The organism is Streptosporangium sp. NPDC050284, assembly GCF_044459525.1.
Lineage (GTDB): Bacteria > Actinomycetota > Actinomycetes > Streptosporangiales > Streptosporangiaceae > Streptosporangium.
Window position 1 is genome coordinate 327,903 of sequence record NZ_JBITIZ010000008.1, and the last position, 13,505, is coordinate 341,407.

11 protein-coding genes are annotated in these 13,505 nt (G+C 71.6%); 5 read left to right on the top strand and 6 right to left on the bottom strand.

Annotation, left to right across the window (positions count from 1 at the left end; all coding sequences use genetic code 11):
• Positions 1 to 79 precede the first annotated feature (79 nt).
• The 3 genes from ACIBH4_RS21030 to ACIBH4_RS21040 all read left to right on the top strand — a co-directional run bounded on the left by ACIBH4_RS21030 (position 80) and on the right by ACIBH4_RS21040 (position 5,008).
• Positions 80 to 2,587 (top strand): tetratricopeptide repeat protein, encoded by a 2,508-nt coding sequence (locus ACIBH4_RS21030; RefSeq protein WP_362508074.1) that lies wholly within the window; start codon positions 80 to 82, stop codon positions 2,585 to 2,587.
• A 686-nt stretch (positions 2,588 to 3,273) separates the two neighbouring features.
• Positions 3,274 to 4,050, top strand: coding sequence for an AMP-binding protein (locus ACIBH4_RS21035; protein ID WP_362508077.1), 777 nt, complete (start codon positions 3,274 to 3,276; stop codon positions 4,048 to 4,050).
• Positions 4,051 to 4,225: 175 nt separating this feature from the next.
• Complete coding sequence (locus ACIBH4_RS21040) at positions 4,226 to 5,008, top strand: SDR family NAD(P)-dependent oxidoreductase (protein WP_362508080.1); 783 nt, start codon at positions 4,226 to 4,228, stop codon at positions 5,006 to 5,008.
• A gap of 59 nt (positions 5,009 to 5,067) precedes the next feature.
• Here the strand turns inward: ACIBH4_RS21040 and ACIBH4_RS21045 are convergent, their stop codons facing one another.
• A complete protein-coding gene (locus tag ACIBH4_RS21045; RefSeq protein ID WP_362765660.1) occupies positions 5,068 to 6,054 on the bottom strand; it encodes a winged helix-turn-helix domain-containing protein in 987 nt (328 codons plus the stop codon).
• A 66-nt stretch (positions 6,055 to 6,120) separates the two neighbouring features.
• Here ACIBH4_RS21045 and ACIBH4_RS21050 point away from each other — a divergent pair, with 66 nt between their 5' ends.
• Positions 6,121 to 7,476, top strand: coding sequence for an MFS transporter (locus ACIBH4_RS21050; protein WP_362765657.1), 1,356 nt, complete (start codon positions 6,121 to 6,123; stop codon positions 7,474 to 7,476).
• Positions 7,477 to 7,524: 48 nt separating this feature from the next.
• Here the strand turns inward: ACIBH4_RS21050 and ACIBH4_RS21055 are convergent, their stop codons facing one another.
• From ACIBH4_RS21055 to pcaB, 5 genes are all read right to left on the bottom strand, one after another.
• Entirely contained in the window at positions 7,525 to 8,166 is a 642-nt protein-coding gene (locus tag ACIBH4_RS21055; protein ID WP_362508089.1) for an MBL fold metallo-hydrolase, read from the bottom strand.
• Positions 8,167 to 8,262: 96 nt separating this feature from the next.
• Positions 8,263 to 8,721: a hypothetical protein gene (locus ACIBH4_RS21060; protein WP_362508092.1), complete on the bottom strand. Its 459-nt coding sequence runs from the start codon at positions 8,719 to 8,721 to the stop codon at positions 8,263 to 8,265.
• A gap of 236 nt (positions 8,722 to 8,957) precedes the next feature.
• Complete coding sequence (locus ACIBH4_RS21065) at positions 8,958 to 9,764, bottom strand: IclR family transcriptional regulator (RefSeq protein WP_362508095.1); 807 nt, start codon at positions 9,762 to 9,764, stop codon at positions 8,958 to 8,960.
• On the bottom strand, positions 9,748 to 10,209 hold the full coding sequence (pcaC, locus tag ACIBH4_RS21070) for a 4-carboxymuconolactone decarboxylase (RefSeq protein ID WP_362508098.1): 462 nt from the start codon (positions 10,207 to 10,209) through the stop codon (positions 9,748 to 9,750). Before pcaC ends, ACIBH4_RS21065 begins: the two co-directional genes overlap by 17 nt.
• A 38-nt stretch (positions 10,210 to 10,247) precedes the next feature.
• Positions 10,248 to 11,732 carry a 3-carboxy-cis,cis-muconate cycloisomerase gene (pcaB, locus tag ACIBH4_RS21075; RefSeq protein ID WP_362765654.1) on the bottom strand — a complete coding sequence of 495 codons (1,485 nt, stop codon included), beginning with the start codon at positions 11,730 to 11,732 and terminating at the stop codon, positions 10,248 to 10,250.
• 198 nt (positions 11,733 to 11,930) lie between these two features.
• Between pcaB and ACIBH4_RS21080 the strand changes: the two genes are divergently transcribed.
• Complete coding sequence (locus tag ACIBH4_RS21080) at positions 11,931 to 13,382, top strand: benzaldehyde dehydrogenase (protein ID WP_362765744.1); 1,452 nt, start codon at positions 11,931 to 11,933, stop codon at positions 13,380 to 13,382.
• Positions 13,383 to 13,505 lie beyond the last annotated feature (123 nt).

The window sequence follows — 13,505 nt, forward strand, 5'->3', positions numbered from 1 at the left end:
ATTCTAAGAGTTGGGCATGGTTCGGTAATTGATGTCACACTTTCTGTGACGGTTCTACCCGCGACCTCTTTAAGAGCCGATGACCCAGGACACCGCACACGCCTCCCTCACCGGAGGCAATCTCCCCCTCGAACCCAACGGTTTCGTGGGGCGTGAAGCCGACGTGGAAGAGCTCATCGACCTGCTGGGCGTCGCCCGGGTGGTGACGCTCTGCGGTGCGGGTGGCATCGGCAAGAGCAGGCTCGCGGTCCGGGTCGCGCGCCAGGTGGCGGAGGATTTCCCCGGCGGCGTCTGGCTGGTCGAGCTGGCCGACGCGGTGCGCGGCGACCAGATCGAGCCCCGGGTGGCCGCCGTGCTCGGGGTGAAGGCCGAGCCGTCCCGCGCGCTGGCCGACACCCTGATCGACGCGCTCGGCGACCGGCGGCTGCTGCTCGTCATGGACAACTGCGAGTCGCTCATCGAGGAGGCCGCGAGGTTCTGCCGCGCCGTGCTCACCGTCTGCCCCGACGTGCGCGTGCTCACGACCAGCCGTGAGCCGCTCAGGGTGGCGGGGGAGACCGTGTGGCGGGTGCCGCCGCTCACCCTGCCCAGAAGCGGCGGCCACGACCTCGGCACCGGCGAGGCGGTGCACCTCCTCCTCAACACCAGCGAGGCGGTGCGCCTCTTCGCCGACCGTGCCACCGCCGCCTCGCGGGCCTTCTCCGTCACCGAGCAGAACGCGGCCGACATCGTCGGGCTCTGCGAGGCGCTCGACGGGATGCCGCTCGCGATCGAGCTCGCCGCGGCCCTGTGCAGGGTGCTGACCGTGGAGCAGATCAACGCCAGGATCAGGGACAGGTTCCGGCTGCTGTCCGCGGGCGACAGGACGGCCCCGGCCAGGCAGCAGACGCTCAGGGCCACCGTCGACTGGAGCTACCAGCAGCTCAACGAGCCCGAGCGGATCCTGCTGCGCCGGCTGGCGGTCTTCACCGGCGGGTGGACGCTCGACATGGCCGAGCAGGTCTGCGCGGGTAACGCGCTGTGGGCCGAGGACGTCCTGGGGGTGCTCTGCGACCTGGTCGACAAGTCGCTGGTCCTGGCCGACGCCCAGGTGGCCGGCGAGACGCGTTACCGCATGCTGGAGACGATTCGCGAGTACGCCGTCGAGCAGCTCGACGCCTCGGGCGAGGAGCCCGAGTTCCGGCGGCTGCACCGCGACCACATGATCGAGGTCGCCGCCAGGATCCACCGGACGATCGTCAGGCGCCCCCGCCCGACCTGGCCGGAGATCTGCCCGATGCTGGTCATGCTGGACGAACTCCAGACCAACGTGTGGGCGGCGGTGCGCTGGTCGGTCGAGTCCGCGGGCGACCCGGAGAGCGCGCTGCGCCTCCTCGTCCTGCTGCGCTGGCCGATCATCGCCGGAGGGAGGTTCACCCCGGCCGACAAGTGGCTCGACCGCCTGCTCGACGCCGCCCCCGAGGAGCTGACGCCGTGCGTGCGCGGCGACGCCCTCGCGCTGCGCGGGCAGGTGGCCTTCGGGCAGGGCGACCCCGACACCGCGCAGATCGCCTGCACCGCCGCGGTCGGCCTGTGCCGCGAGGCGGGCCTGTACGGGCCGCTCAGCGGCGCGCTCGCCATCCTCGCCTGGGTGGCCATCTACCAGCGGCGCCCCGAGAGGGTCAGATCCCTGCTGGATGAGGCGCTGGAGGCCGTACGCACGGTCGACGACCCCTGGCACGAGACGGTCATCCGTTCCATGGAGGGCACGTTCGCGCTGTCCGAGGGCAGGGCGAAGGAGTCACAGCGATCCTTCGAGGCCGCGCTCGCCATCGCCCACGAGCTCGACAACCACTGGGCCGCGCCGGTCGCCCTCATCGGCCTGGCCCAGGTCGCCTGGCTCCGCGGCGACCTCGTCGAGGCCCGAGCCCACTACGAGCGCGCCCTCGACATGCTCCAGGACATCACCGCCCACTGGCAGGCGATCACCTGCCTGTCGGGGCTCGGCAGGATCGCGCTGGCCCAGGGAGACCTCCCCACCGCGCGGGTCAGGCTGATCGAGAGCCTGAGACTCTGCATCGGGACCGGACAGCGGCTCGGCGTGGCCCGCCGCATCGAGACGCTCGCGCAACTCGCGCTCGCCGAGGAGGACGACCGCCGGGCGGTGCGCCTGGCCGGGGCCTCCGCCGCGATCAGGAGCGCGATGAGCGGCGCCGTGCTGCCACCCGGGTTCGGGGCGCGGATGGAGGAGCTGCTCCAGCCCGCCCGTGCGCGCCTCGGTGACGCGCTCGTCGCCCAGCTGTGGGCGCACGGCCAGGAGATGTCCCAGGAACAGGCGGTCCGCTACGCGCTGCAGTTCGACGAGCCGTCCGAGACGCCCGTACTGCTCGGCAAGCATCCGGTCGCGGCCCCGCTGACCACGCTGACCTGCCGCGAATGGGAGATCGCCGAGCTGATCGCGAGGGGGATGAGCAACAAGGCCATCGCCGACGAGCTGGTGATCAGCCCCGCCACCGCCGCCAGGCACGTCGCCAACATCCTGGGCAAGCTCGGCTTCTCCTCCCGCACCCAGGTGGCCACCTGGGTCATCGAGCAGAACCGCTCCTAGGCCGCGCGTTCACGCGTCCCGTCCGGCGGGCGTGCAGCTCTACATACCCCGGGCTACACATTCGTGGGCGTGAAGATACATCTCCGGATACGCAGTCCGGTGCATGTGTCGTGCTCACCGCGCGCCATACGTTTTCCTGGTGTTCGACCGATGACGTCCAGCCTTCCGCACCGTGCCGGTCACAGTTCCGGTCCGGGACGGCAGGTCCACACCATCCCGGGCGTCTCGGTCGAGCACGTCGCGGACGTCGCGTGTCCCCGTTGATGGCCCGGGTCCCCTCGGAGGGGTGGGGACCTGGGTCATGGGCCATGCGACAGCGGGCTCGAGTCGCGCAGGGCTCGGGCCCGCCCATCGCGTCTCCGTTTCCACGGAGGCCACGGAGGTTCACGACGGAGGTTCACAGAGGCCGGGGAGTCGGCGGACCGGTCGCATCGGGGGTTTCGAGCGCGAGGAGCGGTTTCAGCGGTTTCATCGGAGGCGGAGCCCGTGGCCCCGACGCCCGCCGGGGGGCAGGGGATTCGGAGCGGAGGCACGTTTTCATCGGGGATTCGGAGCGCGGGGAGCGGTTTCATCGGGGGTGCGGACCCGCCGACCGGGTGCGCGCCGGGGGCAGGGGGCCGAATACACAGTCATCTACATACATCTACGGATGCCCGCGCGGATGGAACGGCCCTACCGTCGGCGGCATGAGACCCACCTCCCCGTCAACCAGCTGCACCCTCACCGAAGCGGTGTTCGGCTACGCACACGGTCGAGGTGATCGACCCGCGCTGATCGACCTCGGTGCCGGGGTGGTGTACGGCTATCGCCGGCTGGCCGCGGAGGTGACGCGGGGAGCGTCGGGCCTGGTGCGGCGGGGAGCCAGACGGCGCCAGGTGGCCGGGATCCACGTGGACAGCGCGGTGGCCCAGACACTGGCGGTGCACACGGTCATCGCGGCGGGAGGGGTGGCGGCGCCGATCACCTCCGGATGCGAGGAGATGGCCGACCTGCTGGCCGAGTGGGACGCGCGGCTGCTCATCACCACCCCGCGCCTGGCGGACGTGTCGTTGCGGGCCGTGGAGGACTCGCGGGTCCGGCAGGTGATCGCGTTCGGTCAGGCCCGTGACACCGTCGACTTCGCCGACCTGCTACTCCTGGAGCCCGTCCCGCTGCCCTTCCTCGATCCGGCGGTGCAGCCCGCCCTCCTGATCGACGACGGGGGGGTGCTCACCCACCACGACCTGATCACGCGGATGAACACCCTCGACGAGGGTGCCGAGCTGGGCAAGTCCGACGTCCTTCTGGTGACCTGGCCCCTGGGGTGCAGCCTGGCCATGACGACGCTGATCGGGCTGGCGCTGATGCGCGGTTCCCTGGTCGTCGTAGCCCCTGGCCTCTCGTCCGACGAGCTGTCGGCGACGATCCACGACTTCGGCGTCACCGTCGTGGCGATGTCCGACGGAGCCGTCCAGCGCGTCTGACGGCCTCTCCGAGGCGACCTGCAGGTGGTCGCCGACCGTGTCCGGGCGCGTCCGATGGCCTCCTCGAGATGGCCTGGCAGGGGTTTGACCTGGCCTGATGCCCATCCGGCGGCGTGCGCCCCCGTTCCGCTGGGTAGTCAACGATCAGCCCGTTCGAAAAAAGGGGATCGTCTCCATGGCACGTGTTCTGATCACCGGCTCCACCGACGGCCTCGGTCTCATGGCCGCCCGGCTGCTGGCTCACGACGGCCATGACGTCACCCTGCACGCACGTAACGACACCCGCGCCGGTGACGCGCGCGATGCGCTGCCGGAGGCCGAAGCCGTCCTCATCGGCGACCTGACCACCATCGAGGGAATGCGGTCGGTCGCCGTCCAGGCAGGCAGGATGGCCCGCTACGACGCGATCATCCACAACGCCGCCGTCGGATACCGAGAGCCGAGCAGGATCGAGACCGCCGACGGGCTCGCCCACGTGTTCGCGGTCAACGTGCTCGCCCCGTACCTGCTCACGGCACTCATCGCCCCGCCCGCCCGGCTGGTCTACCTGAGCTCGGGCATGCATCGCGGCGGGGACACCGGTCTGGACGACCTCCAGTGGACCGCCCGGCCCTGGGACGGCTCGCGGGCGTACGCCGACAGCAAGCTGCTGGACGTCGTTCTCGCGTTCGCGGTCGCCCGCCGATGGCCCGACGTGCTGTCCAACGCGCTCGAACCCGGCTGGGTCCCGACGAAGATGGGAGGTCCGGGCGCGCCCGACGACCTCTCCCAGGGGCCGGTGACGCAGGCGTGGCTCGCCGTGAGCCAGGACCCCGAGGCCACCGTGACCGGCGGCTACTTCCACCACCGGAAACCGTGTTTCGTCCATCCCGCCGCGCGCTCGCCCGAGTTGCAGGACGGGCTCCTCGACGCGTGCGCCAAGCTGACCGGCGTCTCTCTCCCGTCGCACGCGGCATGAGCGTCCGGGGCATCGTGTTCCGTGTCGCGTTCCTCATCGTCTGATCGGCCGTCGGCTCCTCAAGACCGCAGCCCTGATGGGCTGACCAGGGAGTCGCCCAGCGCGGTGCGGTGGTACAGGACACCGCGACCGGTGCGGCTCCCGGTGACCAGGCCCGCCCTGCGCAGGGCGGAGATGTGCCCGCCCACGGTCCCCAGGCTCAGCTCCAGCAGGGACACGAGCTGGGTGGTGGTCGCCGGGGTCGCCAACTCCAGCAGGAGGCGGGTCCTGGTCCTGCCGATCAGTCCGGCCAGGCCGTCCGGCGTCTCGGGCGGGACGCCGGTGCCCCGAGCCGGATAGCTGATCGCATACGGCCAGTGGGACTCCAGGTAGGAGCCGATCCCGGTGGGGAACACGGTCGGTATGAAGAGCAGCCCGCGCCCGTCGAGCCGGTGGGTCTCCTTCTTCTCTCTGGAGAACACCTCGATGACACCGTCGGGACGCCACCGGACCCGGGGGTTGAGGTCGTCGAGTGCCGCGCCCCAGCCGTAGGTCGCCAGACGGCCCGCCCGCTGGACCACGTCCCGCTCCAGGATCGCGTGGAAGCGCGGCCACGCGGGGGAGACGATCTCCTGCCAGATCGCACTCAGCGCCTCGGCGAACAGTCGTACGACCTCCGGCGAGAACAGCACGTCCATGACGGGCCGGGGAAGGCGCGGCGCCCCCTCCAGGTTCCTGGTGATCTCGGCGTGTGCCCGCGCCACCGGGGTGGCCCGCACCACCGCGATCTCCGCCTCGAACGGGGTGTTCACGCCGGTCGGTGGCGGCGCGGGGAAGTCGGCGTTGTAGTAACGCTCACGGAACAGCGCCACCATGGGAACCAGCCCGGGGTGTGTGAGCAGCAGTCTTTCGTACGGCTCCCGCATCCTGGCGATCCACGCCCGCCACTCCCCGGCCTCCCGCCTGCCGGAGAGGATCCAGAGCGCGTGCTTGGTCACGATGAGCGGGGAGATGGCGAACCTGCTCGCCATGATGTCGTGCGGGGTGACCTCGATACGGAAGACCACTGGGCGACCTTTCGGATATATCCGAAAGCTTAGTCAGCCGTTCGGGCGTCTTCCACCATCGTGTCCATGACCACACAAGAGCGCGGCGCGACCTATACGGAGGTCTTCGCGAGCCGGGAGTTCCGTGTCCTGTTCGGAAGCTTCACCCTCCTGGTCGCGGGGGACCAGGTCAAGATGCTCGCCCTGTCGGCGCTGGTGTACGCGCGGACCGGCTCGCCGGGACTGTCGGCGGCGGCGTACATGGTGGGCTTCCTCCCCTACATCGTCGGCGGGACGTTCCTGCTCTCGCTGGCCGACCGGCTCCGCCCTCGCGCGCTGATGATCATCGGTGAGCTGCTGCGGATGGTGACCTGCCTGCTCCTCGCCTTCACCGGGCTGCCCGTCTGGGCGATGCTCGTCCTCGTTCTCGCCACCGGTCTGTTCTCGCCGGTCTTCGGGGCGGCGCGCAGCGCACTCCTGCCCGACCTGCTGCCCGGCGACGCGTTCGTCCTGGCCAGGTCGGTGCTGAACGTGACGGCCGCCGGGGCCCAGATCGGCGGCCTCGCGGCGGGCGGCGCCATCCTCGCCTTCGTCGGACCCGAGGGGGCGCTGACCGTCACCGCGGTGCTGTCCCTCCTGGCGGCCGCGGTACTGCGCTACGGCCTGCCCGACTTCCCCGCCAGGAACGCGAGGGACACCGGCTTCCCCGGCGCCGATACGAAGGACGGTGGCCCCTCCGGCGGTGGCCTTCCCGATGAGAACCTCTCCGATGGCGAGCTCTCCGATACGGGTATTCCAGGCGGCGGCTCCCTCACCGAGGAGACGGGCAGGGCGGATGCCCGGACCCGGGCGGATGGCGGTGCCGTACGGGAGACGCTGCGTGTCAACCGGGCCCTGCTGACGGACCCCCGCGTACGCGGACTGCTGCTCGCGCAGTGGCTGCCGATCTCGCTCATAGTGGGTGCCGAGGCGATGATGATCCCCTACCTGGGCAACACCGCAGGGTTCGCGCTCGCCGCCGCCTCCGTCGGCCTGGCGGCCGGAAACTTCGTCATCGGCCGGTTCGTCTCGCCCACCGGAAGGGAACGGCTGGCGTTTCCCTTCGCGATCGTGTCGGGCGTCCCCCTGCTCGCCTTCGCACTCCAGCCGGGACTCGCCGGAGCCGCGCTGATCGTGATGCTCGCCACCGCGGCGTCGAGCGCCTGCCAGCTGGGGTTGCAGCGGTGGTTCGTGGACGCGGTGCCGGAAGCCGTGAGGGGGCAGGCCTTCGGCCTGGCCGCCGCGGGAATGATGACCGGCCAGGCCGTGGGCGGCGCCCTCGCCGGCGCCGCCGCCGAGCTGACCTCCCCGCACACGGCGATCGTCCTCATGGGAGCCGCGACCGTCCTCAGCTCCCTCGCCCTGCACCGCCCCCTGAGAACCGGTGGACAGCCGCCCGCATGACGATGCTCCGCCCCAGGAGACCGGGCATGGTTCGTCATCAACAGGGGGTCAGAGGTCGACGCTCTCGCCGGGGGTGAGGCGCCGGATGTCGGCCCCGAGTCGTTCGGCCTCACTGGCGAGCACGCTCTCCAGCACCTTGACGCCCCAGTCGTTGATCAGCCCGTCGTGGATCGCGTACGCGCGCCGGGGTGCCATCGTCCGCAGGTAGACGATCATGTCGGGAACCGTCATCCAGGGGGCCTGGCCGGGCACCAGCAACGTCGGCACGTCGACGACGGTGAGCGCGTCGCCGGGGTGGAAGACCTCCCCGTCGACGATGAACCCGACGTTGTCCACCGGTGGTACGTCGGGATGACTGAAGTGGTGTTTCTCTCCCACGACGGTCACCTCGAACCCGGCGACCGCCAGCACGTCCCCCGCACGCACGACCCGTACGCTGTCGCCCAACTCGGTCAGGTGCCGGGCCACGCCGGGGCAGGTGTGGACGACGAGACGCGGATTCTCGGCGACGGCCGCGCGCAGACGGTCGGGTTCGAAGTGGTCGAAGTGCTCGTGGGTGACGAGCACGGCCTCGGCCCCGGTGATGGCATCGACCTCGGGGGTCATCGCACCGGGATCGATGACGAGGCTCCGCCCGTCCTTCTCCAGCCGTACGCACGCGTGTCCGAGTTTGGTGAGTCTTATCGTCATGCGCCCATCCTGCTCACCCGTGGCGCCTCCTTGATCGGATCCGCCAAGGGCGAACGGGCGCCGACGGATCGTACGCGGAGACGGACGCCGGCCGGGTCAGGGGCGGGTCAGGCGGTCGTACACGGTCGCGGCCGTCACGCCGTAGGCCAGGTGGGGGACGATGTCGGAGACCCAGGACGACGCGTCCCACTCGCGCGGGTCGGTCAGGCGCAGCGCGGTGAGGGGGGCCACGCTCGCGGCCATCGCCATCGCCGACAGTCCCAGGGCGGCCAACGGCGGCGGAACGCGACGGTCTCCGGTCAGCAGGCCGTACAGCCCGCCGACACCCAGCCCCGTCGCGTACCCGAGCAGCGCGCCCATGCCCTCGCGCCTGCTGTCGGCGGCCTCCCCCGAGCCGAGGTCGGCACCCGCGCGGTCGGCCAGCTTGCCCGCGGCCTCGGCCGGCAACCCGCTCGCGGCCCGGCCACGTACGACCATGTCCAGATAACCGGCGATGTTCAGCGCGGTGGTGCCCGCCGCGCCGGCGAGGATCCCCGCCACCGGGCTCACGCTCATCGCCTTCCCGCCAGGCGCAGGCAGACCGGGTCGTGGACGTGCCCTGACCCCGTGGCGGTCCGGACCCGTGGCCGTCGCTGCGGAACGGCCGTCTTCCACCCCTGCGACATGCGTTTTCCCCCGAGTCGGCGACGAGGTCGGTATGCCCGCCGTCGTCACGGCCAACCCCGCGCCGACCTGCGCCTTCGCGGGGCGGTGGGCAGCGGGGAGACAGCGGGGGACAGCGAGGGACAGGGTCAGCGGTGGGACAGGGAACCGCTCCTGACGCCCGCCGCGTGCAGGTCGGTCTCCACCCGCGCGGCGGTGGCGAGCAACGGCGGGAGCAGATCGCGGCGGGCGGACTCCGGGGTCGTACGGCTCGCGTGCGAGGAGATGTTGATCGCGGCGCTCACCCGTCCCGAACGTTCCCTGACGGGGACGGCGATCGAGCGCAGGCCCTCCTCCAGCTCCTGGTCGACCATGGCCCAGCCCTGGGCGCGGATCTTTTCCAGCTCGGCCCCCAGGGCGGCGGGGGAGGTGATCGTGTTGGGGGTGAACCGGTGGAGCTCGACGCGCCCGAGGTAGGCGTCGAGGTCGTCGGGCGGCAGCCAGGCGAGCAGCACCCTGCCCATCGAGGTGCAGTGGGCCGGGAAGCGGGTGCCGATGTTGATGGTCACCCGCATGATCCTGCTGGTGGCCACCCGGGCCACGTAGACGACGTCCTCGCCGTCGAGCACCGCCACCGACGCCGACTCGCGCACCTCGGCGACGAGGCGTTCGAGGTGCGGCTCGGCCACCTCGGGCAACGAGAGGCCCGACAGGTAGGCGTACCCGAGATCCAGGACGCGGGGGGAGAGCGCGAACAGCCGCCCGTCGGTCCTGACGTAGCCGAGGTCGACGAGCGTCAGCAGGAACCGCCGGGCCGCGGCCCTGGTCAGGCCGGTCGCGCGGGCCACCTCGCTGAGCGTCAGCTCGGGGCTCGTCGCGCTGAACGCCTTGATCACCGAGAGCCCGCGTGCCAGTGACTGCACATGCTCCGAGCCACGGTCAATCGGTTCGGTCATCCCCGCCCTCCTCGTTCCCCTCGAAGTTTCCCCCGGACCTCAGCGCCGCCCGTGCCACCGCGAACGCCCGGTTGGCGGCGGGCACGCCCGCGTAGATCGCGGTCTGCAGCAGGACCTCCTTGATCTCCTCCTCGGTCAGGCCGATGCGGAGCGCGGCCCTCACGTGCATGGCCAGCTCGTTCTCGTGCCCGAGCGCGGCGAGCATCGCCAGCGTGACACAGCTGCGGGTGCGCCGGTCCAGGCCGGGGCGGGTCCAGATCTCGCCCCAGGCGTACCTGGTGATGAACTCCTGGAAGTCCGCGGTGAACGGGGTGGTCGTCGCGACGGCGCGGTCCACGTGCTCGTCGCCGAGCACGGCCCGGCGCGTCGCGTCCCCGGCCTCCCACCTGTTCGCCTCGCTCACCTCTCCGGTCTTCCCGCGCGTCCGCGCGTCCGCGTCGCTCATTCCTCGGGCCTCCCCGCGCTTCTGTCCGTCCGAGCCGCTCATTCCCGTGGGAATCCCGTCTGTGTTCCCGTATCCCCGGCTTCCCGTCCGCCCGCGCCGCTCATTTTCCGGTCTCCTGTCCGTTCGTGCCACTCGTCCGCGTTCCGTCCGCTCAGGTGCGGGCTCATGCGGTTCTCGTGGGCGGCGAGCGCCCGGTCGACGAAGACGGCGGCGGAGCCGAGGGCGCCCGCAGGGTCGAGGGCCGCGTCGATCTCCTCGGCGCTCAGACAGACACCGGGATCGGCGAGCAGGACCTCCCGCAGCTCCGAGCCCCCCTCGGTGGCGCGGGCGCAGGCGGCGTCCACCAGTCGCCGGGCCTCGGGGGTGCCTCCGAGGCGTACGACGACCTGCTCGGCCATGAGCAGCCCGCGGGTCGCGCCGAGGTTGGCGCGCATCCTCGCGACGTCCACGGTGAGGCCCTCCAGTACCTCGCGGAGCCAGGAGGCGGCGCTGCCGACGAGCCTGAGCAGCTCGCCCAGCGTCTCCCACTCGGCCTGCCAGGGGCCCGCCGCGCGCTCGTGCTCCTGGACCATGCCGTCGAGGATCGAGGCGACCAGCCCGGGGACGCGCTGGACACAGGCGAGTACGGACATCGAGCCCACCGGGTTGCGCTTGTGCGGCATCGCGCTGGAGGCGCCCCGGCCGGGACCCGCCGGTTCGGCGACCTCCGCCACCTCGGTCTGGGCGAGCAGCTTCACGTCGTTCGCCGTCTTGCCGAGCGTTCCGGCGACGGTGCCGAGTGCGCAGGCGAGCCGGGCCACCGGGGTCCGGTCGGTGTGCCAGGGGACGACCGGTTCGGCGAGTCCCAGCTCGGCCGCGAGGAGTGGCGGCACCTCGTGGCCCCGCCCGCCGAGGACCGAGAGGGTGCCCGCGGCCCCGCCGTACTGGACCGGCAGCGGCACCTGCGCGAGCCCGGTCCTGGCGTGGTCCAGCGCGCTCAGCCAGCCCGCCGCCTTCAGCCCGAACGTGATGGGTACGGCGTGTTGCAGCACGGTACGCCCGGCCATGACGGTGCCGCGGTGTTCGGACGCCAGTCGCGCGCAGGCGTCCGCGCAGGCCGACAGGTCGGTGAGGACCGGTGTGAGGGCGCGACGGGCGATCAGCATGGCCGCGGTGTCGTTGACGTCCTGGCTGGTGGCGCCGTAGTGGACGAACCGCCGCAGCTCCGGCTGGATCCGTTCTCGCAGGGCGGTGACCAGGGGGATGACGGGGTTGCCGGTACGCGCGGCCTCGCGGCCCAGCTCGGCGATGTCGTACAGCTCGGGACGGCAGGCCGCGGCCAGCGCGGCGGGCACCTCGGCGGGGACGAGGCCGATCCCGGCCTGCGCGCCGGCGAGCGCGGCCTCGACGTCCAGCATGGCGGCGAGCCAGGCGACATCCGACACCCGCGCCGACGCCTCGCCCCTGGAGAACATCCCTGAGAACAGACCGGGGGGCGGGCCGGTGGGCGTGCGGGCCGCGTCGAGGATGTGGACGTCGTTCACGGTGGGAGGCTCCTGTCTGGGGGGCCTGGAGGTTGCTCTCCGGATGGTCGGTCCCTCGGTGATCGTTCCTTGACATATCCGACATAAGCGGCGTAGCTTCCGCGATACGCCTCGTTCGTTCAGGGAATCATTGTTCGCATAACGAACACTATCCCCTTGTCCTTTCCCTCGGGAGGTCCCGTGCCCCGTACGACCCTCATGGATGCGACGACGTGGACCGGGCAGGTCTTCGGGAACGGCTGGGTCACCTCGCACGCGGGCGACACGGCCGTGGTCGAGCCCGCCACCGGAGCCGAACTCGGCAGGGTCGGCGTGGCGGGGGCCGAGGACGTGGCGGCGGCGGCCGTGCTCGCCGTACGGGCGCAGCGGGAGTGGGCGGCGGCCTCCTTCGAGGAGCGGGCGGCCGTGCTGCGACGGGCCGGGAGGCTGTTCGAGGATCACGCGGAGGAGATCCAGGACTGGCTGGTTCGCGAGGCCGGGTCGATCCGCCCCAAAGCGGGTGTGGAGACGCACGTCGCCGCCCAGGAGTGCCACGAGGCCGCCGCGCTGGCGTCCCAGCCGCTGGGGGAGATCCTGCCGACCGTCAAGCAGCGGCTCAGCCTGGCCAGGCGGGTACCCGTGGGGGTGGTCGGCGTGATCGCGCCGTTCAACTTCCCGCTGATCCTCGCCATCCGTTCGGTCGCCCCGGCGCTCGCCCTGGGCAACGCGGTGATCCTCAAGCCCGACCCGCGCACCGCCGTCTCCGGGGGTGTCGCCGTCGCCCGCGTCTTCGAGGAGGCGGGACTGCCGTCCGGCCTGCTTCAGGTACTGCCGGGAGGGGTGGAGGCGGGGCAGGCGCTCGTCGGCGATCCGCTGGTACGGGTGATCTCCTTCACCGGCTCGACCTCGGCGGGACGCGCGGTCGGCGAGGCGTGCGGGCGGCTGCTCAAGCGGGCGCATCTGGAACTCGGCGGGAACAGCGCGCTCATCGTCCTGGACGACGCGGACCTGGACCTCGCGGTCTCGGCGGGCGCGTGGGGCTCCTTCCTGCACCAGGGACAGATCTGCATGACCACCGGACGCCACCTGGTGCACTCCTCGATCGCGGAGGAGTATGTGGCCCGGCTCGCGGAGAAGGCCGACCACCTGCCGGTCGGCGACCCCGCGAGCGGGCAGGTCGCGCTCGGTCCGCTCATCGACTCAGGCCAGCTGGACAAGGTGCACGGCCTGGTCACCGCGAGCGTCGACGCCGGGGCGCGGCTGGCGGCGGGCGGCACCTACGAAGGGCTCTTCTACCGGCCCACGGTCCTGGCGGACCTGCCCGAGCGCGCTCCCGCCTACGTCCAGGAGGTGTTCGGCCCGGTGGCGCCCGTCGTGCCGTTCTCCACGATCGAGGAGGCCGCCGCGCTGGCGTCCGACAGCGAGTACGGACTGTCGCTGGGCATCCTCACGCGCGACGCGATGCGGGGCCTCGCGCTGGCCGACCTCGTTCCCACCGGGATCGTGCATGTCAACGACCAGACGGTGGACGACGAGGCGGTGGCCCCGTTCGGCGGGGTCGGGGCCTCGGGCACCGGCGCGCGTTTCGGCGGGGGACGGGCCAACATCGAGGCCTTCACCGAGACCCGCTGGGTGACGATGCAAGGAAATATCGCGACTTACCCCTTCTGATCGCCTGACCCAACTTTCCCTGACGGTGCGTCGTGACGGCGGTAGGCCGTGTCCTGGCACCTTTCTGTGATGACCCAACTTTCCCTGACGGTGCGTCGTGAGGCTTATGGGAGAGTTGGGCAA

Bases quoted from the DNA above. Each gene is read 5' to 3' on its own strand.
- ACIBH4_RS21080 (WP_362765744.1), top strand. From the start codon at position 11,931: ATGGATGCGACGACGTGGACCGGGCAGGTCTTCGGGAACGGCTGGGTC.
- ACIBH4_RS21060 (WP_362508092.1), bottom strand. From the start codon at position 8,721: ATGAGCGTGAGCCCGGTGGCGGGGATCCTCGCCGGCGCGGCGGGCACC.
- ACIBH4_RS21040 (WP_362508080.1), top strand. From the start codon at position 4,226: ATGGCACGTGTTCTGATCACCGGCTCCACCGACGGCCTCGGTCTCATG.
- ACIBH4_RS21035 (WP_362508077.1), top strand. From the start codon at position 3,274: ATGAGACCCACCTCCCCGTCAACCAGCTGCACCCTCACCGAAGCGGTG.
- ACIBH4_RS21065 (WP_362508095.1), bottom strand. From the start codon at position 9,764: ATGACCGAACCGATTGACCGTGGCTCGGAGCATGTGCAGTCACTGGCA.
- pcaC (WP_362508098.1), bottom strand. From the start codon at position 10,209: ATGAGCGACGCGGACGCGCGGACGCGCGGGAAGACCGGAGAGGTGAGC.
- ACIBH4_RS21050 (WP_362765657.1), top strand. From the start codon at position 6,121: ATGACCACACAAGAGCGCGGCGCGACCTATACGGAGGTCTTCGCGAGC.
- ACIBH4_RS21030 (WP_362508074.1), top strand. From the start codon at position 80: ATGACCCAGGACACCGCACACGCCTCCCTCACCGGAGGCAATCTCCCC.
- ACIBH4_RS21055 (WP_362508089.1), bottom strand. From the start codon at position 8,166: ATGACGATAAGACTCACCAAACTCGGACACGCGTGCGTACGGCTGGAG.